Here is a 22,679-nt window from a genome sequence, read left to right as displayed (position 1 = left end):
TGCCTGTTCGATCACGGCCTCAGCAACTTCCCCGCCGGTCTGCTGAAGGTTTGCCTGCCACCCTTGAAACCCATCACCGGGGCGCTTATCTCGGCGATCACCGCAGCGGGTGAGGGCGCGTCGAAGACGATGAAGTCGGCGCGGCAGCCTGGTAGCAGGCCGTAATTTTTCAGCCTGAGCAGGCGTGCCGACTCGCTGGAGACCCAAGCCAGGCATTGCAGCAGCTGCCCTACAGTACCCATCTGACAGACGTTGGCGAACAGATTGGCCTGACGCACCAGCGAGGCATCGCCATAGGGCGTAAACGGATTGCCGACATTGTTGGTAGACACCGAACACGTCACGCCACAGGCGTGCAGATACGCCAGCGGCGCCAGCCCGCGGGGCTTGTTGTGGAACACCTCGCGACCCATCAGGAACAGGTCGGTGCTGGGCAGGCAGGTCACCTGTACGCCTGCTTCGGCCAGCTCGAGGGCGATTACCGTCAGTGATTCCCTGGGCAGGGCGGACAGCTTGGTCACATGGCCGATGGTCACGCGTCCGCCCCAGCCATGCAGCCGCGTACAGCGTGCGACTTCCATGACGGTCAGGCCTTCGGGGTTCAAATCGAAATCCAGATGCAGGTCAAGGTCGCAGTCGTAACGCGTAGCCAATTCGAACAAGCGCTGGATCTGTCCCAGCGGGTCACTGTCCATGTACGGACACCCGCCCAGGACCGTTGCGCCACTTTCCAGGGCCTCGCACAACAGCGCTTCGGTGCCCGGGTTGTTCAGCAGCCCTTCCTGCGGGAACACACACAGCTCCAGGCTGATCGCCCAGGCATAGTCAGCCTGCAAGCGGCGAATGGCATGGAAGCCGGTCAAGCCGATCTGAGGGTCCAGCTCGACATGGGTGCGCATGTGTGTCGTGCCTTGCACGATGGCTTTGTCCAGCACCTGAGCGCCGCGCCGATACACATCGTCTTCGGTAAACCCCGCTTTCGCCGCTCGGGTCTGGGCCACCGCTTCGGCCAGCGTGCCTTCCTGCAGGTGGCAGCGCTCCATGATGCAGGCCTTGTCCAGATGAATGTGGGTTTCGATCAGGCCGGGCATGATGAGCTGCCCCTGCAGATCAAGGGTGTCCCACTGGTGTGTGTCGGCACTCCAGGCGTCGACGAAATAGCCGTTCTCTACCTGCAGCTGGGTCAGGTGGTTACCGTCGCCAAGCCGCGCATTGATGATCTGCAAAGCGTTCATGCGCTGACTCCTTCGCCCAGGTAGGCCGCGGCCAGATCTTTGTCGTCGCGCAATTGCGCGGCGTTGCCAGACTTCACAATGGTTCCGGTTTCCAGCACATACGCGCGGTCAGCCACTTGCAGCGCGAGGTTGGCCATCTGGTCTACCAGCAGAATGGTCACACCCTCGTCGCGCAGCGCAGCCAGCGCGTCGTAAAGCTCGCCGATCATGGCAGGTGACAGGCCCAGCGACGGTTCATCGAGCAGAAGGATTTTCGGCTTTGCCATCAGGCCGCGACCCACCGCGACCATCTGTTGCTCGCCACCGGACAGCAGACCGGCCGGGTTGTCGATGCGATCGCGCAGACGAGGGAAGCGCTTGAGGATGGCCTCGATTTCAGCGTCGGTATCGAAGGCTTCGCGACGTGAGTAACCACCCAGTAACAAATTGTCGCGCACGCTCAGGTAAGGAAAGACCTGACGACCTTCGGGTACCAACGCCAGGCCCTGCGCGGCGATCAGGCTGGCACTGGTTTGTTCGATATTTTCGTTGTCGAGCAGGATGCTGCCGCTGCTGGCGCGATGCAGGCCGGCCAGGCATTGCAGGATGCTGGATTTACCCGCGCCGTTCGCGCCGAGGATGGCCACCAGTTCGCCGGGATTCACCAGCAGATTGACCTTGTTGACCACGGCGGACGCGCCGTAATCAATGACCAGATCCTTGACGTACAAACGCGCGTCGCGGCTACCCGCCCAGGGTTGCGCGCGCGGGGTGGCTTGGTAGTCGGTGCCGCCCAGATACGCGGCGATCACTTGCGGGTTCTGGCGGATTTCGGAGGGTGGCCCCGACGCAATCGGCTTGCCCGCGTCGAGCACCAGTAAATGCTCGGACACCGACATCACCAGTGCCATGTCGTGCTCGACCAGAATCACTGTGAGGCCAAAATCCGCCAGCTTGCGCAGCAGTACCGCCAGGTCGTCGGTGTCGCGACGGCTGAGGCCTGCCGCTGGCTCGTCCAGCAATAGCACGGTCGGTGCAGTCGCCAGCGCCCGGGCTATTTCCACCAGGCGGCGGTCTACGTGGGGCAAATCCTCGGCGGCAATATTCACTTCGCCGCGATAGCCCACCAACGCCAGCAACTCCAGCGCCAGGCTGCGTTGCGTTTCCAGGGCACGGCTGAACGGCAGGCCCAGGCGCCCCTTCTGCATCGCCACGAGCAGGTTGTCGAGCACGGACAGTTCGCCGAACAACAAGGTGGTCTGGTACGTACGGGCAATGCCGGCCCGGGCCGTCTTCCAGGCAGGCAGCCCAGCCAGCGGTTGTTGCAATTCGATCTGGCCGCTGTCCGGTGCGTAAAACCCGCTGATCATGTTCAGAACCGTGGTTTTGCCCGCGCCGTTTGGGCCGATGATGCTGGTGATACTGCCGGCGGGTGCCTGCAGACTGACGTGTTGCGCAGCCTGTACGCCGCCGAAGCGGATGCCGATATCGGTAACCCGCAGCCCTGAGGACGGGCCGCGGCTGCGCAGATGAGCGGCGACGCGTGCGTGATCGATGCACGTCGGCGGCACCAGGCGAGCGGGTTTGATCACGCGCCGGGCGAGGGCACCGAGCAAGCCGTTGGGCGCGATCCACAGTACGATCAGCAGCAGTATGGAGAAGATCAGCAACCGGTATTCGGCGAAATCCGACAGCAGTTCCGGCACCAACACGATCAACACGGCACCGATCAGCGGCCCGAACAGCATACCGCTGCCGCCCACGATCACGGCCAGAACGAACAGGATGGATTGGGAGAAGGGGAAGGACTCCGGGTTGATGAACATCAGCAAGGGCGCGAGCAACCCACCTGCCAGCCCGGTCAAGGCCGCCGACAATGCGAATGCCAGGGTTTTACTTATCACCGGGTTGAAGCCCAGCGAGCGCGCGGCGATTTCCGAGGTTTTCACCGCCAGCATGGCTTTGCCCCAGCCGCTCTGGCTCAGGCGCCGATAGAACAGCAGCGCGCCGATCATCAGCGCGGCGGCCAGCAGCGCGAGCAGGATCGCCGGATCGAGGCCGGCGAACTCCGGCAACGGGATACCCATCAGGCCATTCGATCCCCCTGTTACATCCCGCCATTCGATCAAGCCGTGGTGCACCACGAACGAGAAGGCGATGGTGATCATCGCCAGATACGGGCCGCTGACCCGAAGCGCGGGGATCGCCAACAGCGCGCCGATCAGACCCGCCACGGCACCGGCCATCGGCAGGGCCAGCCACAACGACCATCCCGCCATGCTCAGCAGGGCCGATACATAAGCGCCAATCGCGTAGAACGCGATATGTCCGAAGGAAATTTGCCCGCTCAGGCCAATCAGGATGTTCAGGCCCACACCGACCACTGCCGCCAGCGCACAGAGGGTGAAAACCAACAGCGAGTAGCTGTCGAGGGTGAATGCCAGGACGCCAGACAGCACAGCGAGCAAGGCGATGAACGCCGGAGCGACCAGGGTTTTGAGGTTGTTCATACTTTCACCAATGCCCGGCTGCCAAACAGACCGTTGGGACGAATCGCCAGCGCCAGAATGACCAGCGCGAAGGTAAATATCTGGGTGAATGCCGAGCCGAAGTACAAGGTGATCAATGCTTCGGTCAGGCCGAACAGCAATCCGGCGGCAAAGACCCCGCCGGCGCTGCCGATGCCGCCCAGAATCGCTACCGCAAAGGCTTTCAGGCCGAACAACATGCCCATTTCCGCGTTGACGCTGAACAGCGGCGCAATCAGCAGGCCCGCCACCCCCGCGAAGACGGTCGACAACGCAAAGGCGATGGCCACCACACGATTGACGTTGATGCCCATCAACATCGCGGCGCGCGGATTCTGCACGCAGGCTTCGAGTACCTTGCCCAGCCGGGTGTAACGCCGCACCAGATGCAGCGCCAAGGCGACGGCAGCGCCTGCTAGCGGAATCAGCAATTGCAGGGCACTGATGTGGCTGCCGAACAGCTCGACATTCAGGTTCACCAAGGCGCTTTCGAACTGTCGAGGCTCCTTGCCGAAGGTAAACAGCGCAAGGTTGTCCACCAGGATTCCGCCCGCCACCGTTGCCATCAGCCAGGCCTGCGAGCCGCGGCTGTGGAAAGGTCGCACCAGGTAGCGCTCGATCGCCAGGCCATACAGCGCACAGAGGATCAGTGTCAGCGGCACGCCCGCCCACAGTGGCCAGCCCCAGTTGATGCAAAACGTGTAGCCGAGCACCGCACCGACCATCATGGCGCTGCCCTGGGCAAAGTTGACGGTGCGCGATACGACGTAGGTCAGGTGAAAACCCAACGCCAGCAACGCATACATGCTGCCCAGGCCAAGCCCGGTAACAATGGCGGCGGTGAACATCGCTTACTCCTGCGGCTTGAGCGGTACGATCTGGTCGTTGACGAAGTGGCTGAAGATATAGTCGTCAGGCCCCAGGGCGTCATGCTTGGATGGGCTGAACGGCTGCTTGTAGTGCTTGATCAAGCCGTCATAGTCGGTGATGGCGTAGAAACCATCGCGCACGGCCGGGCCGTCCGTTTTGCCGGCCTTTTCGATGGCTTGAGCAGCGAGATGCAGCGCGTCGTACGCATTGGCAATGCCGACTGCCGGGGTCACGTCGGCCACGGTCTTGATCTGCGGGTAGGCTGTTTTCAATGCGGCCAGCAATGCATCGCCCTTGGCGCCGTTGTGTTCGGTGAACACGTAGGTCTGGATGAAATGCACCTTGGACGCATTGGGGCCTGCCAGTTCGCCGAAGCGACCACCGGCCGGCCCCCAGTGGGAAACCACCGGGACGTCCCAGCCCATGCGGTCCAGAGACTTCACGACCTGCGCCGATGGACCCACATTGCCGACCATCAGCAATGTGTCCGCACCGGCGTTTTTCAGGCGCGTCAACTGCGGAACTACATCCAGATCGCTGTCCTGGATGCGCTCGACACCGGCATTGGCCAGGCTGCGTTTTTCCAGGGCACGTTTGAAACCTGCCTCGTTGGATTCGCCCCATGGGTTATTGATAAGGATCATTCCCGGCTTTTTCATGCCGTTGGCGACGCCGTATTGCACCAGCGCCTCGTCCACCAGCTCGTCAACGGCAGAGACGCGGAACACATAGTTATCTGCCGCGCCGTTCTCGGTGATCTTCGTACCTGCCGCCCAGATGCCCATGAACGGTACTTTCAGCTGATTGGCCAGCGGTACGATTGCCAGAGAAACCGGCGTGTCCAAGCCGCCGAACAGCACGGTGACTTTCTCGCGCTGGACCAGTTCGCGGGCGGCGAGCATACCTTTGGACGGGTTGCTTTCGTCGTCACGGCGCACCAACTCCAACTGCCGGCCAAGCACGCCGCCACGGGCGTTGACCTCATTGATGGCCATGCTCAGGCCGCGGGTCAAGGCTTCGCCCGACTTGGCCGACTGACCCGAGAGGGCGGCTACCAGACCGACTTTGATCGGCGGTTCGACCGCGTGTGCGCCCAGGACCATTGCCAGGTTGAAAGTGGCTGCCGCAGCCACGGGGAACAGCAGACGTTGCAGGTTTGGAAGCCAGGTGGCCATGGTTTACTCTCCTGATTGCTAGCATTTGCATATTTATTGCTAGCAAGTAGGGTGCCAGTCGTTACATCCTTGAAAACGGCTTAACTAGCCATCCGAGCGCCTGTTTACGCGCCAAAATAAAGCGTTCCGCACCAGGCAGAGGCATCCTTGGTTGCCGGGTTTCCCTTGATTCAGGAGTTATGGCAATGATCGATATGAACGAAGACGTACAGATTGTTAGCAGTTTCCTCGAAGCTTCGATGGCGCCGGATCCGGTCCGCGCTGCGACGTTCATGAGTGAGGATGTGCAGATCACCTTTACCGGCGGGCGGGTGATGCCCGATCCCCAGGCAATCACTGCGTTCAACGGTTCACGTTACGCTTGGGTCAAAAAGGCCTTGGGTAACTTCGACTGGATGGATCGTGGCGATCACACCGTGGTGTATTCGAACGGCACGCTGTTCGGCGAGTGGGCTGATGGCCGCAGTTTCTCGGGTAATCGTTATCTGGATCGGTTCGAGGTACGCAATGGCAAGATAGTGCGCATGGACGTCTGGAATGACAGTGCCGAATGGCTGCTGGCGCCAGAGATTGCCAAGGCCTGAAAAGCGGTCTGGCGAAATTTTTTTCCATGGGTCCAGCAGCCCCTACCTGCGTCCAGGGTGAGCCGGTTACCGGCTCGCTCCCTGGTCTCTTGCATACATAGGCTGCGCTGAAGAAACCCTGTAGGACAAATCTGAAAATCCCCCCTTTGCCTATCCTCCCACCCCACCCGCTGCCAACCTCCGGCTTTCCCTTACCAAACGCTTGAGCCGGAGAGCTGCATGGACGTCGCCTTGTGCACCATCAACAACACCGTTTACGACATCGCCGGATTCGAGGCGCTGAGCCCCAATTGCGTGGCTGTCATGCGGCGCAATCTGTTGTGTCCGCGTTGCCTGGGGCCGGGGTTCTATCGCAAGGCGGCGCGCAGTGGCCAGGCGTCGTGTTTCGGTGCGCGGCCGCATGCCGACTTCTGCGACATGGGCGGCCCGCAAAGTGAGTCGTATCGGGGTGATACGCTGGAGCAGGATGATGTGGTCAATCGTGGCGAGCGCATCGAGGTGGACTTTGCCTTCGGTGCGCCGCTGCGTCACTACGGGGTAGAGGAGGGTACCGAGCCGGTCTACGGGGTGGGCCGGCACAGTGGCGGGCATGCCGCCCAGGGGGCGCAGACGCGTCAGCGTCGGTTGAGCACGCTGTTGAAGAACTTGATCCTGAGTGAGGACTTCCGTCGCTCCGAGCAGTTGATTTCGGTGGAAAGCGGGCTGTTCAAGGTGCGCGATTTCTTCGTGCCGTTCGCCCGCGCCGAGTTCGATGAGCTGGAGCGCATGCGCGGTTACTGGGGCTTGGTGTCCGATGCGGCGCAGTCGGGCGATCAGCCGCCGAGCCTGTGGCTCAACACCGGCGGGCGGCAGGACTTGAGCGTGGTGGTCGACGGTTCGCTGGTCGATGATTTCACCCAGCGTTTCCCCATCCATGAGCTGGAAGACCTGGCCGGTGCCTACGTGCTGGTGTTTGGTTGCATGCGTGTGTCGAAGAATGCCAAGAAGTACATCGCGGTGAATGATATCTCGCGTATAACGCTCAACAAGACGCTTTGACGTCGCGCCGGGCTTCACGCCTGGCGCCGCCTGTTCGATTTTGAAGGAGTGATGCATGTTGTTGGAATACGGTGCTATCACCGTGATGTTTCCAATTGCGCTGGTGATTGCCGGTTGGTTGTGGTTGGCCGGTTCACGCGCGGCTTGTACGGTGTGGTTGCTGACGGTGCTGTGCGCCTATGGCCTGGTGGGTGCCAGCAAGATCCTGTTCAAGGGCTGGGGCATCGGCCTGCCGTCGTTGAACATTGCCGTGTTCAGCGGTCATGCGATGAATGCCTGTCTGATGGTGCCGGTGCTGGCGAGCGTTCTGGCGCGGCAGGTTCACCCATACCTGCGATGGCCAGCAGCCTTGGCAGGTATCGGCTTTGGAGTATGGTTTGCGGCGACACTGGTGGGCAATGTGATCCACCCGATGGCGGAGGCCATCATGGGCGCGTTGATCGGGGGGAGTGCCGCCTTTGGATTTTTGCTGGTGCTGGAGCGTTGGAACTTGCAGCGCCTGGGGCCGGCTACGTTGCTGCCTGGCCTGATGCTGATCACGCTCGCCGGGGCTGCGCCAAAATTCACTGCCGAGCACTGGCTCGATCAAGTCGCCACATCGCTGTCCGGGGCGACAAAGCCCTTTCGCCATGCAGACCTGAAGCGCGAATCGTCGACGTTGTGAAGCGTGCAGGATCGGTGCGGCGGCAGGCGGCGCGCATGCGCCGCTGCGATGGGTAGGGTCAGCCCAGATGCTGAACGATCTTGTCCTTGATCAGCAGGCGTTTTTCCTTGAGCTTCTTGACCTCGTCGTCCGGCGCGGCGCGGTCTTCGGCCTTGACCACGTCGGCATCGCTGACATGGTATTGGGTCAGTAGCTGGCTAAGCCGATCGTCGCTCTTGGCGCGGGTTTCGACTTCTTCCTTGCTCTGTTTCAGATCAGCGAACAGGTTGTGTTTTACCGGCATCTCGACACCTCTGGGTGGGGTGGACAGAATGGTGGGCCATGGAAAATGACCCGATGCCTAGGTTCGACCCCCCGTTGGGGGCAGATCGTTCAATGCATGTGCCCGCAACGGGCGCTCGCCGGATTAACGACCGCAGGCACGCATGGATGTCCCCGTGGAAGCAGGGCCGATATATACTGCGCGCCATTATTCGTGGGAGAGCCTTGTGGCCATCGATATTCACTGGATTCGCGACGATGCCAGCCTGGCTGAGCATTGCGCCCACTGGCAGAGCTTGCCGTACGTTGCCCTCGACACCGAATTCATGCGGGTCGACACCTTCTACCCCATCGCAGGGCTGTTGCAGATCGGCGATGGCGCCAGCGCCTTCCTCATCGATCCGTTGTCGATTACCCAGTGGCAGCCACTGACCCAACTGCTGGAAAATCCGGCGGTGATCAAGGTGCTGCACGCCTGCAGCGAAGACCTGGAAGTGCTGCTGCGCCTGACCGGCAGCCTGCCGGCGCCGCTGTTCGACACGCAGCTGGCCGCCGCCTACCTTAACCTGGGGTTCTCCATGGGCTACTCGCGCCTGGTCCAGGAAGTGCTGGGCATCGAGTTGCCCAAGGGCGAGACGCGTTCGGATTGGCTGCAGCGACCGTTGTCCGACACCCAGGTCAGCTACGCTGCCGAGGATGCCGTGCACCTGGCCGAGGTGTTCGAGAAGCTGCGCCCGCAGCTGTCCGCTGACAAGTACGCCTGGGTCCTCGAAGACGGCGCCGAATTGGTGGCACAGCTGCGCCGCGAAGTGAACCCCGACGAGCTGTACCGTGACGCCAAGCTGGCCTGGAAACTGTCACGCGCGCAACTGGCGGTACTGCGCGAACTGTGCGCGTGGCGCGAACGGGAAGCCCGTGCGCGCGACCTGCCGCGCAACCGCATCGTGCGCGAGCAGTCGCTGTGGCCGCTGGCCAAGCTGCAACCGGATAACCTGCAGACGCTGGCCAAGATCGAAGACATGCATCCGCGCACCGTCCGCCAGGATGGCGAGCAGATCCTGGCGTTGATCAAGGCTGCGGCCAGCGTTGCGCCCGAGCAGTGGCCTGCGGTGCTGCCCGAGCCGCTGCCGATCGAAGCGTCGGCCGTGCTCAAGCAGTTGCGTGCGATTGGCCAGCGTGAGGCCGAGCGTCTGAACATGGCGCCCGAGCTGATGCTGCGCAAGAAGACCCTCGAGGCGTTGCTCAAGACAGGCTACCCCGACGGCCCCTATCACTTGCCCGATTCGCTGCGTGGATGGCGACGCGAGCGCATGGGGCAGGCCCTGCTCGACAGCCTGGCCACCGCTGGAGACCAGCCATGAAACGTATCTGTTCGATCTACCGTAGCCCGTGCAAGAACGGAATGTACCTCTATGTGCTCAAGAGCGATGCGCTCGAGCGCGTTCCCGAAGGCCTGTTGAGCGTGTTCGGCAAACCGGTGCACGCCTTCGATCTGGTGCTCAGCCCGGAACGTGCCCTGGCGCGCGAAGACATCAACCTGGTGCTCGAGCACTTGGAAACACAGGGTTACCACCTGCAGATGCCGCCTGCCGAAGACGAGTACATCGAGCATCTTCCCGAAGAGCTGCTGCGCCGCAACGACCCTATCTGACTTTCCTTATCTGACCAACCCTGCCTGCTGCCGCCCTGCCGATACGGGGTCGCGCAGCTGTCTTGACCAAGGCCTCGCAATGACCCGCGTTCTGATCGCCGAACACGATTATGCCGTTTACGCCAAGTTGCTCGGCGCAGCTGCTCCCCATTTGAATGTACACACCAGCGGCGACCCTGCCGAGCTGGCGCGGCTGGCGGCGGACTGCCCGGTCTGGCTCGGCCAGCCGGACCTGTTCGTCAACCTGCTGCGCACCGGCGCGACCCCGCACTGGGCGCAGTCGACGTGGGCGGGCATCACCCCGCTCTTGGGCGACGGCCTGCCGCGTGCCTATCGCCTGACCCGTGCCGTGGGCATCTTCGGCCAGGTCATGGCCGAGTACATGCTGACCTATATGCTGGGCCATGAGCGCGAAGTGCTGGCGCGGTTGGTCAGCCAGGTCGAGCGCAAGTGGGATCCGCGCCCCGGTTGCAGTCTGGCCGGGCGTCGCGTGCTGATTGTCGGCGTCGGCGAGATCGGCCAGGCCGTGGCGAAGTTCCTGCAACCCTTCGGCGTCACGCTGATAGGTGTGGCCAGCACTGCAAGGGAGTTGTCACCGTTCGTCGAGGTGGCGCGGCTCGCTGAGCTCGGGCGTCTGGTGGAAGAGGCCGACTACGTCATCAACTTGCTGCCCGACACCGCGCAGACCCACGATCTGTTCGACGCCGCGCTGTTCAAGCGCTTCAAGCCGCAGGCACTGTTCATCAATGCCGGGCGCGGCGTGGCGGTGGTGGATGCCGATCTGGTGGAAGCACTCAAGGAAGGGCACCTGGCTGGGGCTGTGATCGACGTCTGTCGTCAGGAGCCGTTGCCGGTCAAACACCCGTTCTGGACGGCCTGGGGCTTGCTGCTCACCGGCCACAGCGCAGCGCCAACCTCGCCATTGGCGATGGTCGAGCTGTTCGTCGAGAACCTGCAGGCGTGGCAGGACGGCAAGGCGCTGCGCGGCGAAGTGGATTTCGCTCGCGGGTATTGAGTGGGTCAGGGGCGGCGGCGCAGAGTCTGCCGCCCCATCGGTCTACGGGTTGGCTTACAGCGTGAAATCGCCTTCGGCCACCAGCTGGCTCAACGGCAGGCGTGGGCTGGGCAGTTCGCGACCTTGCAGGTACTCGGCCAGGGTGGCCTTGTCACCCAGCTTGCCGATGGCCACGGCTGCATGCACGGCATATTCAGCCGGGATCTTCAGCTCTTCACGGGTTTTATCCTGATCGAAGCCGGCCATGCCATGGGTGTGCCAGCCGCTGATGCTGGCTTGCAGCGCAAGGTGCGCCCAGGCCGAGCCGGTATCGAAGGTGTGCCACAACGCCGGCGATTCTTCGGTGGCGCCGGGGGCGGTGAAGGTGGTCTTCGAGGCGATGATCACGATGGCGGACGAGTGCTGCGCCCAGGAACGGTTGAATTCATTGAGCAGGCCCAGGTAGCGCTCCCAGTTCGGCGTGCCGCGGCGTGCGTAGAGAAAGCGCCAGGGTTGCGAGTTGTAGGCCGAGGCGGCCCAGCGGGCAGCTTCGAAGAAGCTGAGCAGGGTGTCCTGTTCGATCTCGACCGGCTCGAACGCGCGCGGCGACCAGCGATTGATGAATTGCTCGTGGATGGCATAGTCGGCGATGCGGGGATTGGCGCTCATGGCATTCCTGATTGAAGGGTGATGGAGGGCAGGGGGTAAAAACTACTGCGAATCGATCGCGCCTGACAAGTGAAGCTTACCGGCAGTCGCCAGAGCTTGGCCCGCGCTGCAGGGCGCACTAGACTGGCGGCCCTTTCAGGTACCGCCCGCGCCTGAGCCGTCAATTTCGTACAGGACATTCGGTCACATGGCTGCCATCGTCGAACCCTTCTGGATGCGCAAGACGCTCGAGCAACTCGACCCGCTCGAGTGGGAGTCCCTGTGCGACGGCTGTGGCCTGTGCTGCCTGCAGAAGCTCGAGGACGAAGACGACGAGAGCGTCTACTACACGCGTGTGGCCTGCAAGATGCTCGACCTCAAGACCTGTCAGTGCAGCGACTATCCGCGGCGCAAGTCTTTCGTGCCGGACTGCATCCAGCTGACGCCGGGCCAGGCCGACCAATTCAAATGGCTACCACCGACCTGCGGTTATCGCCTGGTCAGCCAGGGCCAGGACCTGCCGCTTTGGCATCATCTGGTCTGCGGTGACCGCGAACAGGTGCACAAACAGCGTATTTCGCAGTCCGGCAAAATGGTCAGCGAGAAGGATGTCGACGAAGACGATTGGGAAGACTATCTGATCTTTCGCGCGGGTTGATTCGTCGCGCCGGTCGCTCGGCCGATAAAGCTGCGCCCCGCTGCAGCATGACTGCAGAGGGGCGCGTTTGAGGCTCGAGGCACTCAGATCTTTGGCGTTACCGCCGGGTCTTCGCCAGTCACGGTAGCGGTGTCGGTCGCCGAATCAGCATTTTTCTTCAGGTTCAGCAGATCTTCGCCAGCGCGTTCGATCTTGTTGCGGATCTCTTCCAGATCGTTGCGGCCTTTCTCGGCCAGCGACTTGGCTGCACAGTGACCGCTCCAGCCGCGGGCCAGGGCTGCGCCGCCAATGGCCACCTGGATCAGACCGAAGATCCCGCCGCGGCGCAGACCCTTGCCGATCGAGACGACGCCCACCAGCAACGAGCCGGCGCGTTCCCAGCCCTTGACGTTATGGTAGTCGGGCTGGGTAACGGATTTGATGACGTCCACGGTTTTGCTGTCGCTCATGGTGAATCTCCTGATAGGGCAGTGATAACAAGCTGACTGCCAAATCTTCACGCTGTTCCATCGGCTTATTTGAATTTGGGCCCGGAGCGCGTGTTGTTGCCTTTGGCCAGGCGGTCGTAAAGCACGACGTTGACCGTGGCGGCCAGATTCATGCAGCCGGTGGTGGGGATGTAGATGGTGTCTTCGCACCAGTCGCGCACGCTTTGGTCGAGGCTGCCGTCTTCGGGGCCGAAGATGTAGATGGCGCGATCCGGATGGGTGTATTCGGGCAGCGGACGTGCGCCATCGACCAGCTCGACGGCCACGGGGGTGCAGCCCAGCGGGATGATCTTCTGCAGGTCGTCGATGCCGATCAGTGGTATGTCGTAGTGAACCCGCTTGGTGTCGGTGACGAAATCACGTGCACGCTCGTAGCGCTTGCCCGTATAGAACACCGAGTTGACCCCGTAGCAACCGGCGGCGCGCATGACCGAGCCGACGTTTTCCGGGGATTTGGGGTTGAACAACCCGATGCAGCTGTACCGTTTGTTGGCCACGTGCTCGCTCAGTCTTTTTTCATCAATCCGGCCAGGGCCGCGAAGGGGTTGTGGGTCGCCTTGGCGATGGTCGGGCTGCTGGTGGAGCCTTCGGCGTAGTACTGCTGGTCGGTGTAGCGCGAGTGCTCGTTGTCGTGGCAGTACAGGCACAGCAGTTCCCAGTTGGAACCGTCCTGGGGGTTGTTGTCGTGGTTGTGGTCGCGGTGGTGCACGGTCAGCTCGCTCAGGCGCTTGCCGGCGAACTCGCGGGCGCAGCGGCCGCACACGTGCGGGTACATGCGCAGGGCCTTGTCGCGGTAGCCGCTTTCGCGCTCGCGCTGGGCATCGGCGAGAATGCGATCGAGCTTGGCGGTATGGGGTGTGGACGAACTCATGGGGTTCACCTCGGATAATGACGGTCAGGCGCTATATTAACGTTTTCCCTCGCGTAGGAGCGGTCCGTGGCCGCGAAAAGGCGCTGCGGTGTTTCAGGCAGACCGCGGTACGCCTTTCGCGGCCGATGACCGCTCCTACGGTGGGCATGGTGCAGCGTTCGTCCGTAGGAGCGGTCCGTGGCCGCGAAAAGGCGCTGCGGTGCTTCAGGCAGACCGCGGTACGCCCTTCGCGGCCGATGACCGCTCCTACGGTGGGCGTGGTGCAGCGTTCGTCCGTAGGAGCGGTCCGTGGCCGCGAAAAGGCGCTGCGGTGCTTCAGGCAGACCGCGGTGCGCCTTTCGCGGCCGATGACCGCTCCTACGGTGGGCATGGTGCAGCGTTCGTCCGTAGGAGCGGTCCGTGGCCGCGAAAAGGCGCTGCGGTGCGTCAGGCAGACCGAGGTGCGCCCTTCGCGGCCGATGACCGCTCCTACGGTGGGCGTGGTGCAGCGTTCGTCCGTAGGAGCGGCCCGTGGCCGCGAAAAGGGCGGCGCGGTGTATCAGGCGAACCGCGGTGCGCCCTTCACGGCCGATGACCGCTCCTGCATTGGGCGGTGGTGTATACTGCGCGCCGGTTTTTTGAGGTGCCGTGTGATGAGTACAGAAGATCCCCGTTTCGCCGGCATTGCCCGCCTTTATGGCCTGGAGGGCATGCAGCGCCTGCGTGACGCCCACGTGGCCATCGTCGGTGTGGGTGGCGTCGGCTCGTGGGCGGCGGAAGCGATCGCTCGCACCGGGGTGGGGGAGATTTCGCTGTTCGACCTGGACGACGTCTGCGTCAGCAATGCCAACCGGCAGTTGCATGCGCTGGACAGCACCGTGGGCAAGCCCAAGGTCGAGGTGATGGCCGAGCGGCTGCGCGGTATCAATCCCGACTGCACGGTGCACGCGGTGGCGGATTTCGTCACTCGCGACACCATGGCCGAATACATCACGCCGAACATCGACTGCGTGATCGACTGCATCGACAGCGTGAATGCCAAGGCCGCGCTGATCGCCTGGTGCAAGCGGCGCAAGATCCAGATCATCACCACCGGGGGCGCCGGCGGGCAGATCGACCCGACCTTGATCCAGGTCTGCGACCTGAACCGTACGTTCAACGATCCACTGGCCTCCAAGGTGCGCTCGACCTTGCGTCGCGACTATGGGTTTTCACGCACGGTCACGCGCCACTACAGCGTGCCCTGCGTGTTCTCCACCGAACAGCTGCGGTACCCCAAGCCCGATGGCAGCATTTGCCTGCAGAAGAGTTTCGTCGGTGACGGGGTGAAGCTGGACTGCGCCGGGGGGTTCGGGGCGGTGATGATGGTGACGGCGACCTTTGGCATGGTGGCGGCGACCAAGGCGGTCGACAAGATCGTGGCCGGGGTGCGGCGTCCGGCGGATAGGGTCAAGGCGGAAGTCTGAGGGAGAGGTAGCCATAACGCCGCGGCGGCTTCTTCGCGGGCAGAGCCCGCTCCCACAGGGGTAGTATGATGCATGCGCCTTTTGTGGGAGCGGGGCGGGCGGCGAGCCCTCTGCCCGCGAAGGGCTCGCCCACCGGACCTACAAGGTTCACACCAGCTCGGCCATCCGCTTCAACACCGCATTCAGCCCATTGCTGCGCGAAGGCGACAGCTGGCGGCCCAAGCCCAGTTGTTCGAACCAGTCGGCCAGCTTCAGCTCGCGCAGCGCCTGCGAATCCAGGCCCTCGACCCGCACCAGCAGCAGCGCCAGCAAGCCGCGGATCATCCGTGCATCACTGGCGGCCTTGAAGTGCCAGCGCTCATCCTGCCGCTCAGCCACCAACCACACCACGCTTTCACACCCGTGCACACGATTGGCGTCCACTTTCTGCCCTTCGCCCAGCGGCTCCAGGCGTTCGCCCCACTGCATCAACAGCCGCGCCCGTTGTTCCCAACCGGCGGCCTGCTTGAAAGCCTGAAGTGCGTCTTCAGCCTGTGGGTTCAAGGTCATGTGAGTATCTCCAACGCCTTGTCCAGTGCCTCGAAAAACCGTTGCAGGTCGCCAGAGTCGTTGTACAGGCCCAAGGACACACGAATGGCGCCGGACAGGCCAAGGTGCTTCATCAATGGCATGGCGCAGTGATGCCCGGCGCGTACGGCGATACCTTGATCGGTCAGCAAGTGCGCCAGATCGGCGTTGTGTACGCCGTCCACGACGAAACTGGCCAGCGCAATCTGCGGCGTGCCGAGCAAGCGCACGCCGCTGCGCGCGTGCAGCCCCGCCAGCAATTGCGCATGCAGGCACGCTTCGTGTGCGGCCACGGCCTGGGCGTCCAGACCGCTGAGGTAATCCAGGGTCGCGCCCAGTCCTATCACTCCGGCAATGGCCGGAGTGCCCGCTTCATGGCCCAAGGGCGCCGGGTGAAAGCTCGCACTCTGGTAATCGGCCTGGTGCACCATTTCGCCGCCGAACTGCCAGTGCGCAAGCTTCTGCAAGGCCTCGCGCCGGCCATACAGCACGCCGACACCGTCCGGGCCATACAGCTTGTGGCTGGAAAACACATAGAAATCGCACTGCAGGCGCTCGACATCATGGCGTCCGTGGACGACGCCCTGAGCGCCATCCACCACCGTGATCGCCCCTTGTGCACGCGCCAGCGCCAGCAGTTCCGGCAGCGGTTGCCACGCGCCGAAGACGTTGGACAGTTGGGTCACTGCCAGCAGCCGGGTGCGTGGCCCGATGATCTGCGCAGCCGCCTGCAGGTCGACCACGCCACTGGCATCCAGCGGCAGCACCCGCAGTGGCAGGCCACGACGTTTGGCCAGCTGTTGCCACGGCAGCAGGTTGGCATGGTGTTCGGCGGCGCTGATCACCAGTTCGTCCCCGGGCTGCAGTTGCTCGGCCAGGCCATAGGCGAGCAGATTCAGCGCACTGGTCGCGCCGTGGGTGAAGATGATCTGCTCGGAACTGCCTGCATTCAGCCATCGCGCGACCTTCTCGCGGCTGGCTTCGAATGCACGGGTCGCCAAGGATCCCGGCAGATGCTGGGCGCGATGTACGTTGGCCGCGCCGTGGCCATAGTAGTGGCCGATGGCGTCGATCAGGGCTTGCGGTTTCTGGGTGGTTGCAGCGCTGTCCAGGTAGGTCTGCTGCTGCTGGTGCAAGGCGGCGATGGCTGGAAAGTCAGAGCGCCAGGGGGAGGCGTGGAACATGGTCGAAGACCCCAGGCAAAAGGCCCGGCAGGGATGCCGGGCCCGATATCGCCACTTAGTTGTGAGCGTGCAGCGCTTCGTTGAGTTCGATGGCCGACTTGTGGCTCTTGCACTCCACGGCGCCGGTGACCGAATTGCGACGGAACAGCAGGTCGGGCTGGCCAGCCAGGTCCCGTGCCTTCAAGGTCTTGACCAACTGGTTCTGTTCATCGAGCAGCGCCACCTTGGTGCCCGCCGTGATGTACAGGCCGGCTTCCACGGTGTTGCGGTCGCCCAATGGAATGCCGATACCGGCATTGGCGCCGATCAGGCAGCCTTCACCGACCTTGATCACGATATTGCCGCCACCGGACAGGGTACCCATGGTCGAGCAACCGCCGCCCAGGTCCGAGCCCTTGCCGACGAACACGCCCGCCGAGACACGGCCTTCGATCATGCCTGGGCCTTGGGTGCCGGCGTTGAAGTTGACGAAGCCCTCGTGCATGACGGTGGTGCCTTCGCCGATGTAGGCGCCCAGGCGCACGCGCGCGCTGTCGGCGATACGCACGCCGGCCGGTACCACGTAGTCGGTCATCTTGGGGAACTTGTCCACCGAGAACACTTCCAGCAGTTCGCCCTTCAGGCGGGCTTCCAGCTGACGCTCACCCAGTTCGGCCAGGTCGACCGCGCCCTGGCTGGTCCAGGCGACATTGGGCAGCAGCGGGAAGATGCCGGCCAGGTTCAGGCCGTGTGGCTGGGCCAGACGGTGCGACAGCAGATGCAGCTTCAGGTACGCCTCGGGCGTGGAGGTCAGCGCGGCGTCTTCGGCCAGCAGCGTCGCGACCAGCGGCTTGTGGCTTTCGGCCAGGCGGGTCAACAGGGCGGCTTGCGCCGGGTCGACGTGCTTGAGCGCCTCGGCCAGCTGCGAGGCCTGGGTGTTGCTGAAGGCAACGGCCTGGTTGCCACCGGTGTAACCCAGCAGCGGAGCGATGGCATCGACCAGTGCAGTGGACGGGTTGGTCAACGGCTGTGCATAGAACACTTCCAGCCAGGTGCCTTGACGGTTTTGCGTGCCGACACCGAAGGCCAGGCTGAACAGGGAATTGGACATGGAATTACCTCGTGCAGAATAAGTGCGGGCCCGCGTCAGGCAAGGGCCGCTGCGTAGATATCAGGCTTGAAGCCGATCACGGTCTTGTCGCCAAGCTGCAACACCGGGCGCTTGATCATCGACGGCTGGGCGAGCATCAGCTCGATGGCCCTGGCCTGGTCGATATCGGCCTTCTGTTCGTCGCCGAGCTTGCGGAAGGTGGTACCGGCCCTGTTGAGCACCATTTGCCAGCCGTGCTCGTCGCACCAGCGGGACAGGTGCTCGCGGTCGATACCGGCGCTCTTGTAGTCATGAAAGGCGTACTCCACCTGGTGCTCGTCGAGCCAGGTACGGGCCTTTTTCATGGTGTCGCAGGCTTTGATGCCGTAGAGAATATGAGCCATTGATCTAGGAGGGGCTGCGAATGCGCCCCACTGCCTCCCGAAAACGAATCGGGGAATTATGCGGCATCGACTGTGACAGCGCCATGCTTGCGTGGCGAGGAGGGAAGGCGGTGCGCGTGATTCGGCCACGCGGTCGCTGTGCAGACAGGGCGCGGGGGTGCAAATGCCCCCCCGGCTTCGAACCTAGCCAACCGACTTCAAAGGGATCGGCCCCTGAAGGCGATCGAGCATGGTATTGCAGTACCAGTCATCGAACTGGCAAACGCCGGTTTCGGCCGTTTCGGAAAACGGGCCCGGTTCGAACGACGGGGAAGTGACCCCACGCTGAGTGCCCTCTACCAGTGTCCTGTCCTGGTTGTTGGTGGCAATCCAGACTTTGGTGAGGCGATCCAGATCGTAGTCCACACCTTCCATGGCAGTGTTGTGCACCAGCCACTTGGTGGTCACCAGGGTTTCAGTGGCGCTGATGGGCAGCACGCGGAAGCTCAACGCGTGGTCGCCCAGAAAGTGGTTCCAGGTCGACGGATAGTTGAAGTACAGCAAGGCGCCGATGTCGGGCTCGCCGGACTTGTCCAGGCGACCGTTGACGGCAGGTTTGCCGTCCATGGTGTAGCTGACAGCGCCCGCCGACAGCGGTATCCGGGTCATGCGGAAGCGTCCGTGGATATCCATGACCAGGCGACTGGGCAGGCCGGCCTTTTCACACTTGTTCCAGTATGCCGCCAGTTCCGGATCGTCTTCCCCACTGGTGCCACCCACTGAAAGATTATCCACGAACGAGTTCAAGAGTTCAGGGTGCGAGCCGTCGCAGTGGTAGCACTCGCGATTGTTCTCGAACACCAGTTTCCAGTTGCCTTTCTCGATGATGTTCGACTCGAAGGCAACTTTGCATTCTTCAAGGTTGTGCGGTGCCACGAACGGATCCACAGCCTTTCGGAACGATTCGAAGTCAGGTTTGACTACACCTACGCACACGTAGATGTAAGTGTTCACCACTTCGCAGTGCACCGGTTTGAGGTTGTATTGGCTCTTGTCGAAGTCCTGGCCCATGTTGCCGGCGAACAGCAGCTTGCCATCGAGCTCGAACGTCCACTTGTGGTACGGGCAGACCAGCTTGGCGACCTTGCCCTGCGCGGCTTCGCAGACCTTGGCCCCACGGTGGCGGCAGGCGTTGTGGAACGCTCTGACTTCGCCGTCCTTGCTGCGCACGATGACCACGGGGTAATCGCCTACTTGAAGCGTCATGTACTGACCGGGTTTGGCGACTTCGAAAGTATGGCCTGCAAAGATCCAGTCCTTGTGCCAGATCTGCTCGAGGTCCTGGCGATAGACTTCATCACTGCTATATAGCGCGCCCGGTAGCGAGTGGTTGGGCTTGCGTTGGGAAACCAGATCAAAAACGGTTTTCTTGAAATCCATATTTCCTCCAGGATGCAGACCTTGGGGGCCAGGTTAGATGCAGCTCGGCATTGCCGACTGGCTATTGATCGCAGCCTATACCCGTCAATCGAGGCGGATCAAACGACATTTAAGGCGTGCAATCAATGCGGGCAGGTTATGAATGGATCGCGTCCTCGTGCCCTTCTTCGAGCCGTCTGCAACGCACTTCAGGCGGGTTGGCCCAGGTGTTCGGGCGGCGGCTGAAAGATTCCCGAGAGCGCTTCTACCGCCGATGACGATGAAGCCAGATTCTTGACCGCTGCCTTGATCGCTTCACGGGTTTTTTCATCCAGCGACACCGAAGCGAACATGTCGTACTTGCTCTCGAGTTCCGCGATGGTCATCGCGGTTTCCGGGTCACCTTTGGCAGCGGTGGTCTGGCTACGCAGCACGTCACCGTTGTCCAGGGTAACGATGACCCGCGACAGGATCTCTTCGGGGAAGCGCGCCGAAAGATCCGGCGCTTCCACGATCTCGATCCTGGCGCTCACGGCGAGAATGTCCGGGGCGCAGATCGATGCGCCCGTGACTTCTTCGGGCCCGACCTTGCCCCGGACGATAAGCGCGGCCAGAGGGAATGCAAGGGCGTATTGCGCCTCGTCGGCGTTGGCAGGGGTGTGCCCCTGCAGGCAGACCGATTCGAAGAACGTCTCGACGCGGATCTTCTCGATCCGATTGACGTCGATGCCGCCCGATACCTGTTGCAGTGCCACCATTGCCGTAAGCGCAGGCTGCGCCCAACGGCAGACGGGCCATGGCTTGAAGTATTGGCTGTCGATTTCCCAGCGATGGCCCAGATCCTGCCAGAACGCCGCGACGGATTCGTCCTCTATGGTTTCCGCCGGTGCGCCGGTCATGCCTTCACGTGCCATCAGCAATGCGTTGAGCCCCGCGAAGGCGCCGGCACCGTGACCGTCGCGCAGCATGGTCGGTGACTGCACCACGCGCATCATCGGGCAGCGTGCACTGAAGTATTCGGCGATGCCCAGCGCGTGCCGGAATGTCGATTCGTCGAAGCCCAGCATCCTCGCCCCGGCACACACCACACCAATGCCCGAGAAGCCGCCAGAGGCATGGTAGGTCGGCGAGGTGGCCATCAATGCGACGCCTGCGCGCAGGGCGGTTTCGTAGCCGATACACAGCGCCGTCAACAGTTCACGACCGCTCACTGGCTTGCCTTGGTGGGCCAGCGCATCTGCCAGGGCGAGCAGGGCGGGCACTACGGTGGCGCCTGCGTGGCCCTTGGAGGTGAAGTGACCCTCGTGGGCGTCGAGGCTGTCGGCAGTGAATCCACCCGCCCAGCCGGCACCGAGCACATTGACCCGCTGGCCGTCGAAGATCATGCGGCTGGTGAACTCGCCCCCAGGGTAATGCGCTCGGGCGTATCGTCGAACAGCTTTGCTGGTGTCGTTGCCCGTCGCTCCGGCCATGACCCCGAGAATATCGAGCAGGCTGTTCATGAGGATCTGTCGGGTCTTGGCAGGTGCCTGGTGAAAATCGAAATCTCGGCAGAACAGGAAAAGCGACATCCAATGGCTCCTTCGAATGATCCTGCAGGTCAGTGCTGACCGACGTGATTCAACGATGAGCGCATCGCCGCCAAGGCGCGAGCAACTTTTTCGCAGGGCTATGCATAACGTCCAGTAATGCTGAACGGCGCTTGAATGTCACCGTCTGGGAAATTTGCCGAGCATCCATTCACGAAATCTGCGCAACGCATCTTCGTTGTCCGAGTTTTCCTTGCACGCCAGGTAGTGGCAGCTATTGCGCAACTGCACTTGATCCGCAATCGGCCTGACCAGCAGGCCTTTGCCGATGAGTCCACTGACCAGATGGTTCCAGCCCAATGCGATGCCCTGATGGGTCAGCACCATACTGATGATCAAGTTGTAGTCATTGGCATTGAAAATGGCCGGGCTGGCGGCGGGGCGATCGTCCAGGTCGATGGCCTGGAAGGCGAACCATACCCCCCAGTCGACATGCTCCGCGACCTGGGAACGGCCATAGGGACTCAGGTTGAGCAACGCCGAGTCGCGAATACCGTCCAGGGAGGCGATCTCGGGATGCTGCTGCAGATACGCCGGCGTGCACACCGGATAGATCAGGTCGTGGCACAGGTGATAGTTCTTGTAGCCGTCGCGTATGCGCGCAATCTTGGTGATGAACGCGTCCGGCTGGACGCCTGGTTCCATGGTCAGGAAATTCTGCGTGGTAATCAGGTTGAGCTCGATGCCTTCGCTCTGGGCAAAGAATTCCGGCAGGTTGCTCGACAGCCATAGCGCGGAAAACGCCGGTGAGCAACAGATGGTCAGCACCCGCTTTTCGGATTGCGCGCTACGAATACGCTCGGCGGCCTGGGCAATATTGACGAACGACAGGTGGGCCGCGTCGAAAAACAGCGTCCCTGCCGGGGTCAGTTCCACCGCGCGACCTACACGGGTGAACAGTGCCGCGCCCAGGTGAACTTCGAGTTCCTTGATCTGGCGACTGATCGCCGCCTGGGATACACACAGCGCCTCTGCAGCCCGTGTGAAGCTTTCGTACTTGGCGGCGGCCACGAAGGCCTTGACTGCACGCAGCGAAGGCATCTTGAGCAGAATCGTATCCGGGTCAACGTGCTTCGACATGCTCAACCTCCTGTCAGTACCGCTGTGCTCGGTCGGCGGCGAGGGTATAGCACCCTGGCTTCGCCGTGTCGGTTCGGTGTCGTTTTCGATGCGCCTCGGTCGCTTGCTGGCATGCCCGAGGCCTGCTGCACAACCCATGCAGAACCTATAACCCAACGTTATCGAATAAGGGCTGTAAATGTTGTTGGATCTGAATACACATTGGGCATAGATTGAAAAAACACCCTAATTCCTGGGGGTAAGAATAAAAAACAAGGAAATCGTTGCGATGAACAATTACCCGTACCACTGCCCCTTAC

At 62.4% G+C, this 22,679-nt stretch carries 24 protein-coding genes; 8 read left to right on the top strand and 16 right to left on the bottom strand.

Annotated features, from left to right (window positions below; all coding sequences use genetic code 11):
* Nucleotides 1-11: 11 nt before the first annotated feature.
* From IFU31_RS06130 to IFU31_RS06115, 4 genes are read right to left on the bottom strand one after another with little or no spacing between them, the layout of a single operon-like run.
* Nucleotides 12-1,235, bottom strand: coding sequence for an amidohydrolase family protein (locus IFU31_RS06130; protein ID WP_192102514.1), 1,224 nt, complete (start codon nucleotides 1,233-1,235; stop codon nucleotides 12-14).
* Nucleotides 1,232-3,724, bottom strand: a complete 2,493-nt coding sequence (locus tag IFU31_RS06125; RefSeq protein WP_192102513.1) for a branched-chain amino acid ABC transporter ATP-binding protein/permease — start codon at nucleotides 3,722-3,724, stop codon at nucleotides 1,232-1,234. The genes IFU31_RS06130 and IFU31_RS06125 overlap by 4 nt, the downstream gene beginning before the upstream one ends.
* Complete coding sequence (locus IFU31_RS06120) at nucleotides 3,721-4,590, bottom strand: branched-chain amino acid ABC transporter permease (protein ID WP_192057828.1); 870 nt, start codon at nucleotides 4,588-4,590, stop codon at nucleotides 3,721-3,723. Before IFU31_RS06120 ends, IFU31_RS06125 begins: the two co-directional genes overlap by 4 nt.
* A gap of 3 nt (nucleotides 4,591-4,593) precedes the next feature.
* The gene (locus tag IFU31_RS06115) at nucleotides 4,594-5,787 is read right to left on the bottom strand and encodes an ABC transporter substrate-binding protein (RefSeq protein WP_192102512.1); all 1,194 of its coding nucleotides are present in this window, start codon (nucleotides 5,785-5,787) and stop codon (nucleotides 4,594-4,596) included.
* Between the two features lie 185 nt (nucleotides 5,788-5,972).
* On the opposite strand from IFU31_RS06115, the gene IFU31_RS06110 reads away from it, so the two are divergent.
* The 3 genes from IFU31_RS06110 (at nucleotide 5,973) to IFU31_RS06100 (ending at nucleotide 8,073) form a co-directional block, all read left to right on the top strand.
* Nucleotides 5,973-6,371 carry a nuclear transport factor 2 family protein gene (locus IFU31_RS06110; RefSeq protein ID WP_192052753.1) on the top strand — a complete coding sequence of 133 codons (399 nt, stop codon included), beginning with the start codon at nucleotides 5,973-5,975 and terminating at the stop codon, nucleotides 6,369-6,371.
* 219 nt (nucleotides 6,372-6,590) lie between these two features.
* The gene (locus tag IFU31_RS06105) at nucleotides 6,591-7,409 is read left to right on the top strand and encodes a hypothetical protein (RefSeq protein WP_122476646.1); all 819 of its coding nucleotides are present in this window, start codon (nucleotides 6,591-6,593) and stop codon (nucleotides 7,407-7,409) included.
* Between the two features lie 55 nt (nucleotides 7,410-7,464).
* On the top strand, nucleotides 7,465-8,073 hold the full coding sequence (locus IFU31_RS06100) for a hypothetical protein (RefSeq protein WP_240998687.1): 609 nt from the start codon (nucleotides 7,465-7,467) through the stop codon (nucleotides 8,071-8,073).
* Nucleotides 8,074-8,131: 58 nt separating this feature from the next.
* On the opposite strand, the gene IFU31_RS06095 is transcribed toward IFU31_RS06100, so the two are convergent.
* Nucleotides 8,132-8,356, bottom strand: coding sequence for a hypothetical protein (locus IFU31_RS06095; RefSeq protein WP_122476645.1), 225 nt, complete (start codon nucleotides 8,354-8,356; stop codon nucleotides 8,132-8,134).
* A gap of 205 nt (nucleotides 8,357-8,561) precedes the next feature.
* Here IFU31_RS06095 and rnd point away from each other — a divergent pair, with 205 nt between their 5' ends.
* The 3 genes from rnd (at nucleotide 8,562) to IFU31_RS06080 (ending at nucleotide 11,000) form a co-directional block, all read left to right on the top strand.
* Entirely contained in the window at nucleotides 8,562-9,695 is a 1,134-nt protein-coding gene (gene rnd / locus IFU31_RS06090; protein ID WP_192102511.1) for a ribonuclease D, read from the top strand.
* Nucleotides 9,692-9,985: a YcgL domain-containing protein gene (locus IFU31_RS06085; RefSeq protein ID WP_122476641.1), complete on the top strand. Its 294-nt coding sequence runs from the start codon at nucleotides 9,692-9,694 to the stop codon at nucleotides 9,983-9,985. Before rnd ends, IFU31_RS06085 begins: the two co-directional genes overlap by 4 nt.
* A 79-nt stretch (nucleotides 9,986-10,064) precedes the next feature.
* Nucleotides 10,065-11,000 (top strand): D-2-hydroxyacid dehydrogenase, encoded by a 936-nt coding sequence (locus IFU31_RS06080; protein WP_192102510.1) that lies wholly within the window; start codon nucleotides 10,065-10,067, stop codon nucleotides 10,998-11,000.
* Between the two features lie 54 nt (nucleotides 11,001-11,054).
* Here the strand turns inward: IFU31_RS06080 and IFU31_RS06075 are convergent, their stop codons facing one another.
* Nucleotides 11,055-11,648 carry a nitroreductase family protein gene (locus tag IFU31_RS06075; protein ID WP_122476637.1) on the bottom strand — a complete coding sequence of 198 codons (594 nt, stop codon included), beginning with the start codon at nucleotides 11,646-11,648 and terminating at the stop codon, nucleotides 11,055-11,057.
* 187 nt (nucleotides 11,649-11,835) lie between these two features.
* Here IFU31_RS06075 and IFU31_RS06070 point away from each other — a divergent pair, with 187 nt between their 5' ends.
* On the top strand, nucleotides 11,836-12,285 hold the full coding sequence (locus tag IFU31_RS06070) for a YcgN family cysteine cluster protein (RefSeq protein ID WP_122476635.1): 450 nt from the start codon (nucleotides 11,836-11,838) through the stop codon (nucleotides 12,283-12,285).
* An 83-nt stretch (nucleotides 12,286-12,368) separates the two neighbouring features.
* On the opposite strand, the gene IFU31_RS06065 is transcribed toward IFU31_RS06070, so the two are convergent.
* The 3 genes from IFU31_RS06065 to IFU31_RS06055 all read right to left on the bottom strand — a co-directional run bounded on the left by IFU31_RS06065 (nucleotide 12,369) and on the right by IFU31_RS06055 (nucleotide 13,644).
* A complete protein-coding gene (locus IFU31_RS06065) occupies nucleotides 12,369-12,734 on the bottom strand; it encodes a YgaP family membrane protein (protein ID WP_192102509.1) in 366 nt (121 codons plus the stop codon).
* 65 nt (nucleotides 12,735-12,799) lie between these two features.
* On the bottom strand, nucleotides 12,800-13,270 hold the full coding sequence (locus tag IFU31_RS06060; protein ID WP_049862310.1) for an RNA methyltransferase: 471 nt from the start codon (nucleotides 13,268-13,270) through the stop codon (nucleotides 12,800-12,802).
* Between the two features lie 8 nt (nucleotides 13,271-13,278).
* Nucleotides 13,279-13,644 (bottom strand): YajD family HNH nuclease, encoded by a 366-nt coding sequence (locus IFU31_RS06055; protein WP_043185061.1) that lies wholly within the window; start codon nucleotides 13,642-13,644, stop codon nucleotides 13,279-13,281.
* Nucleotides 13,645-14,276: 632 nt separating this feature from the next.
* On the opposite strand from IFU31_RS06055, the gene tcdA reads away from it, so the two are divergent.
* Nucleotides 14,277-15,089, top strand: a complete 813-nt coding sequence (gene tcdA, locus IFU31_RS06050) for a tRNA cyclic N6-threonylcarbamoyladenosine(37) synthase TcdA (protein ID WP_122714058.1) — start codon at nucleotides 14,277-14,279, stop codon at nucleotides 15,087-15,089.
* Nucleotides 15,090-15,236: 147 nt separating this feature from the next.
* Here tcdA and IFU31_RS06045 read toward each other — a convergent pair whose 3' ends face one another.
* The 7 genes from IFU31_RS06045 to IFU31_RS06015 form a co-directional block, all read right to left on the bottom strand.
* Nucleotides 15,237-15,638, bottom strand: coding sequence for a SufE family protein (locus IFU31_RS06045; protein ID WP_122476629.1), 402 nt, complete (start codon nucleotides 15,636-15,638; stop codon nucleotides 15,237-15,239).
* Nucleotides 15,635-16,840 carry an aminotransferase class V-fold PLP-dependent enzyme gene (locus IFU31_RS06040; protein WP_192102508.1) on the bottom strand — a complete coding sequence of 402 codons (1,206 nt, stop codon included), beginning with the start codon at nucleotides 16,838-16,840 and terminating at the stop codon, nucleotides 15,635-15,637. Before IFU31_RS06040 ends, IFU31_RS06045 begins: the two co-directional genes overlap by 4 nt.
* A 55-nt stretch (nucleotides 16,841-16,895) precedes the next feature.
* Entirely contained in the window at nucleotides 16,896-17,930 is a 1,035-nt protein-coding gene (dapD, locus tag IFU31_RS06035) for a 2,3,4,5-tetrahydropyridine-2,6-dicarboxylate N-succinyltransferase (protein ID WP_122476625.1), read from the bottom strand.
* A gap of 35 nt (nucleotides 17,931-17,965) precedes the next feature.
* The gene (locus IFU31_RS06030; protein ID WP_185794249.1) at nucleotides 17,966-18,313 is read right to left on the bottom strand and encodes an ArsC family reductase; all 348 of its coding nucleotides are present in this window, start codon (nucleotides 18,311-18,313) and stop codon (nucleotides 17,966-17,968) included.
* Nucleotides 18,314-18,496: 183 nt separating this feature from the next.
* Complete coding sequence (locus IFU31_RS06025; RefSeq protein WP_192102507.1) at nucleotides 18,497-19,732, bottom strand: aromatic ring-hydroxylating oxygenase subunit alpha; 1,236 nt, start codon at nucleotides 19,730-19,732, stop codon at nucleotides 18,497-18,499.
* Nucleotides 19,733-19,920: 188 nt separating this feature from the next.
* Nucleotides 19,921-21,282 (bottom strand): MmgE/PrpD family protein, encoded by a 1,362-nt coding sequence (locus IFU31_RS06020; protein WP_192102506.1) that lies wholly within the window; start codon nucleotides 21,280-21,282, stop codon nucleotides 19,921-19,923.
* A 138-nt stretch (nucleotides 21,283-21,420) separates the two neighbouring features.
* Complete coding sequence (locus IFU31_RS06015; RefSeq protein WP_122476619.1) at nucleotides 21,421-22,380, bottom strand: LysR family transcriptional regulator; 960 nt, start codon at nucleotides 22,378-22,380, stop codon at nucleotides 21,421-21,423.
* Nucleotides 22,381-22,679 lie beyond the last annotated feature (299 nt).

Source organism: Pseudomonas sp. CFBP 13602, assembly GCF_014842725.1.
Classification (GTDB): domain Bacteria; phylum Pseudomonadota; class Gammaproteobacteria; order Pseudomonadales; family Pseudomonadaceae; genus Aquipseudomonas; species Aquipseudomonas baltica.
Note: the sequence above shows the minus strand (reverse complement) of the source record. Positions and strands in the feature narration are given on the sequence as shown.

Bases quoted from the DNA above. Each gene is read 5' to 3' on its own strand.
- IFU31_RS06130 (WP_192102514.1), bottom strand. From the start codon at position 1,235: ATGAACGCTTTGCAGATCATCAATGCGCGGCTTGGCGACGGTAACCAC.
- IFU31_RS06125 (WP_192102513.1), bottom strand. From the start codon at position 3,724: ATGAACAACCTCAAAACCCTGGTCGCTCCGGCGTTCATCGCCTTGCTC.
- IFU31_RS06120 (WP_192057828.1), bottom strand. From the start codon at position 4,590: ATGTTCACCGCCGCCATTGTTACCGGGCTTGGCCTGGGCAGCATGTAT.
- IFU31_RS06115 (WP_192102512.1), bottom strand. From the start codon at position 5,787: ATGGCCACCTGGCTTCCAAACCTGCAACGTCTGCTGTTCCCCGTGGCT.
- IFU31_RS06110 (WP_192052753.1), top strand. From the start codon at position 5,973: ATGATCGATATGAACGAAGACGTACAGATTGTTAGCAGTTTCCTCGAA.
- IFU31_RS06105 (WP_122476646.1), top strand. From the start codon at position 6,591: ATGGACGTCGCCTTGTGCACCATCAACAACACCGTTTACGACATCGCC.
- IFU31_RS06100 (WP_240998687.1), top strand. From the start codon at position 7,465: ATGTTGTTGGAATACGGTGCTATCACCGTGATGTTTCCAATTGCGCTG.
- IFU31_RS06095 (WP_122476645.1), bottom strand. From the start codon at position 8,356: ATGCCGGTAAAACACAACCTGTTCGCTGATCTGAAACAGAGCAAGGAA.
- IFU31_RS06085 (WP_122476641.1), top strand. From the start codon at position 9,692: ATGAAACGTATCTGTTCGATCTACCGTAGCCCGTGCAAGAACGGAATG.
- IFU31_RS06080 (WP_192102510.1), top strand. From the start codon at position 10,065: ATGACCCGCGTTCTGATCGCCGAACACGATTATGCCGTTTACGCCAAG.
- IFU31_RS06075 (WP_122476637.1), bottom strand. From the start codon at position 11,648: ATGAGCGCCAATCCCCGCATCGCCGACTATGCCATCCACGAGCAATTC.
- IFU31_RS06070 (WP_122476635.1), top strand. From the start codon at position 11,836: ATGGCTGCCATCGTCGAACCCTTCTGGATGCGCAAGACGCTCGAGCAA.
- IFU31_RS06065 (WP_192102509.1), bottom strand. From the start codon at position 12,734: ATGAGCGACAGCAAAACCGTGGACGTCATCAAATCCGTTACCCAGCCC.
- IFU31_RS06055 (WP_043185061.1), bottom strand. From the start codon at position 13,644: ATGAGTTCGTCCACACCCCATACCGCCAAGCTCGATCGCATTCTCGCC.
- tcdA (WP_122714058.1), top strand. From the start codon at position 14,277: ATGAGTACAGAAGATCCCCGTTTCGCCGGCATTGCCCGCCTTTATGGC.
- IFU31_RS06045 (WP_122476629.1), bottom strand. From the start codon at position 15,638: ATGACCTTGAACCCACAGGCTGAAGACGCACTTCAGGCTTTCAAGCAG.
- IFU31_RS06040 (WP_192102508.1), bottom strand. From the start codon at position 16,840: ATGTTCCACGCCTCCCCCTGGCGCTCTGACTTTCCAGCCATCGCCGCC.
- dapD (WP_122476625.1), bottom strand. From the start codon at position 17,930: ATGTCCAATTCCCTGTTCAGCCTGGCCTTCGGTGTCGGCACGCAAAAC.
- IFU31_RS06030 (WP_185794249.1), bottom strand. From the start codon at position 18,313: ATGGCTCATATTCTCTACGGCATCAAAGCCTGCGACACCATGAAAAAG.
- IFU31_RS06025 (WP_192102507.1), bottom strand. From the start codon at position 19,732: ATGGATTTCAAGAAAACCGTTTTTGATCTGGTTTCCCAACGCAAGCCC.
- IFU31_RS06020 (WP_192102506.1), bottom strand. From the start codon at position 21,282: ATGTCGCTTTTCCTGTTCTGCCGAGATTTCGATTTTCACCAGGCACCT.
- IFU31_RS06015 (WP_122476619.1), bottom strand. From the start codon at position 22,380: ATGTCGAAGCACGTTGACCCGGATACGATTCTGCTCAAGATGCCTTCG.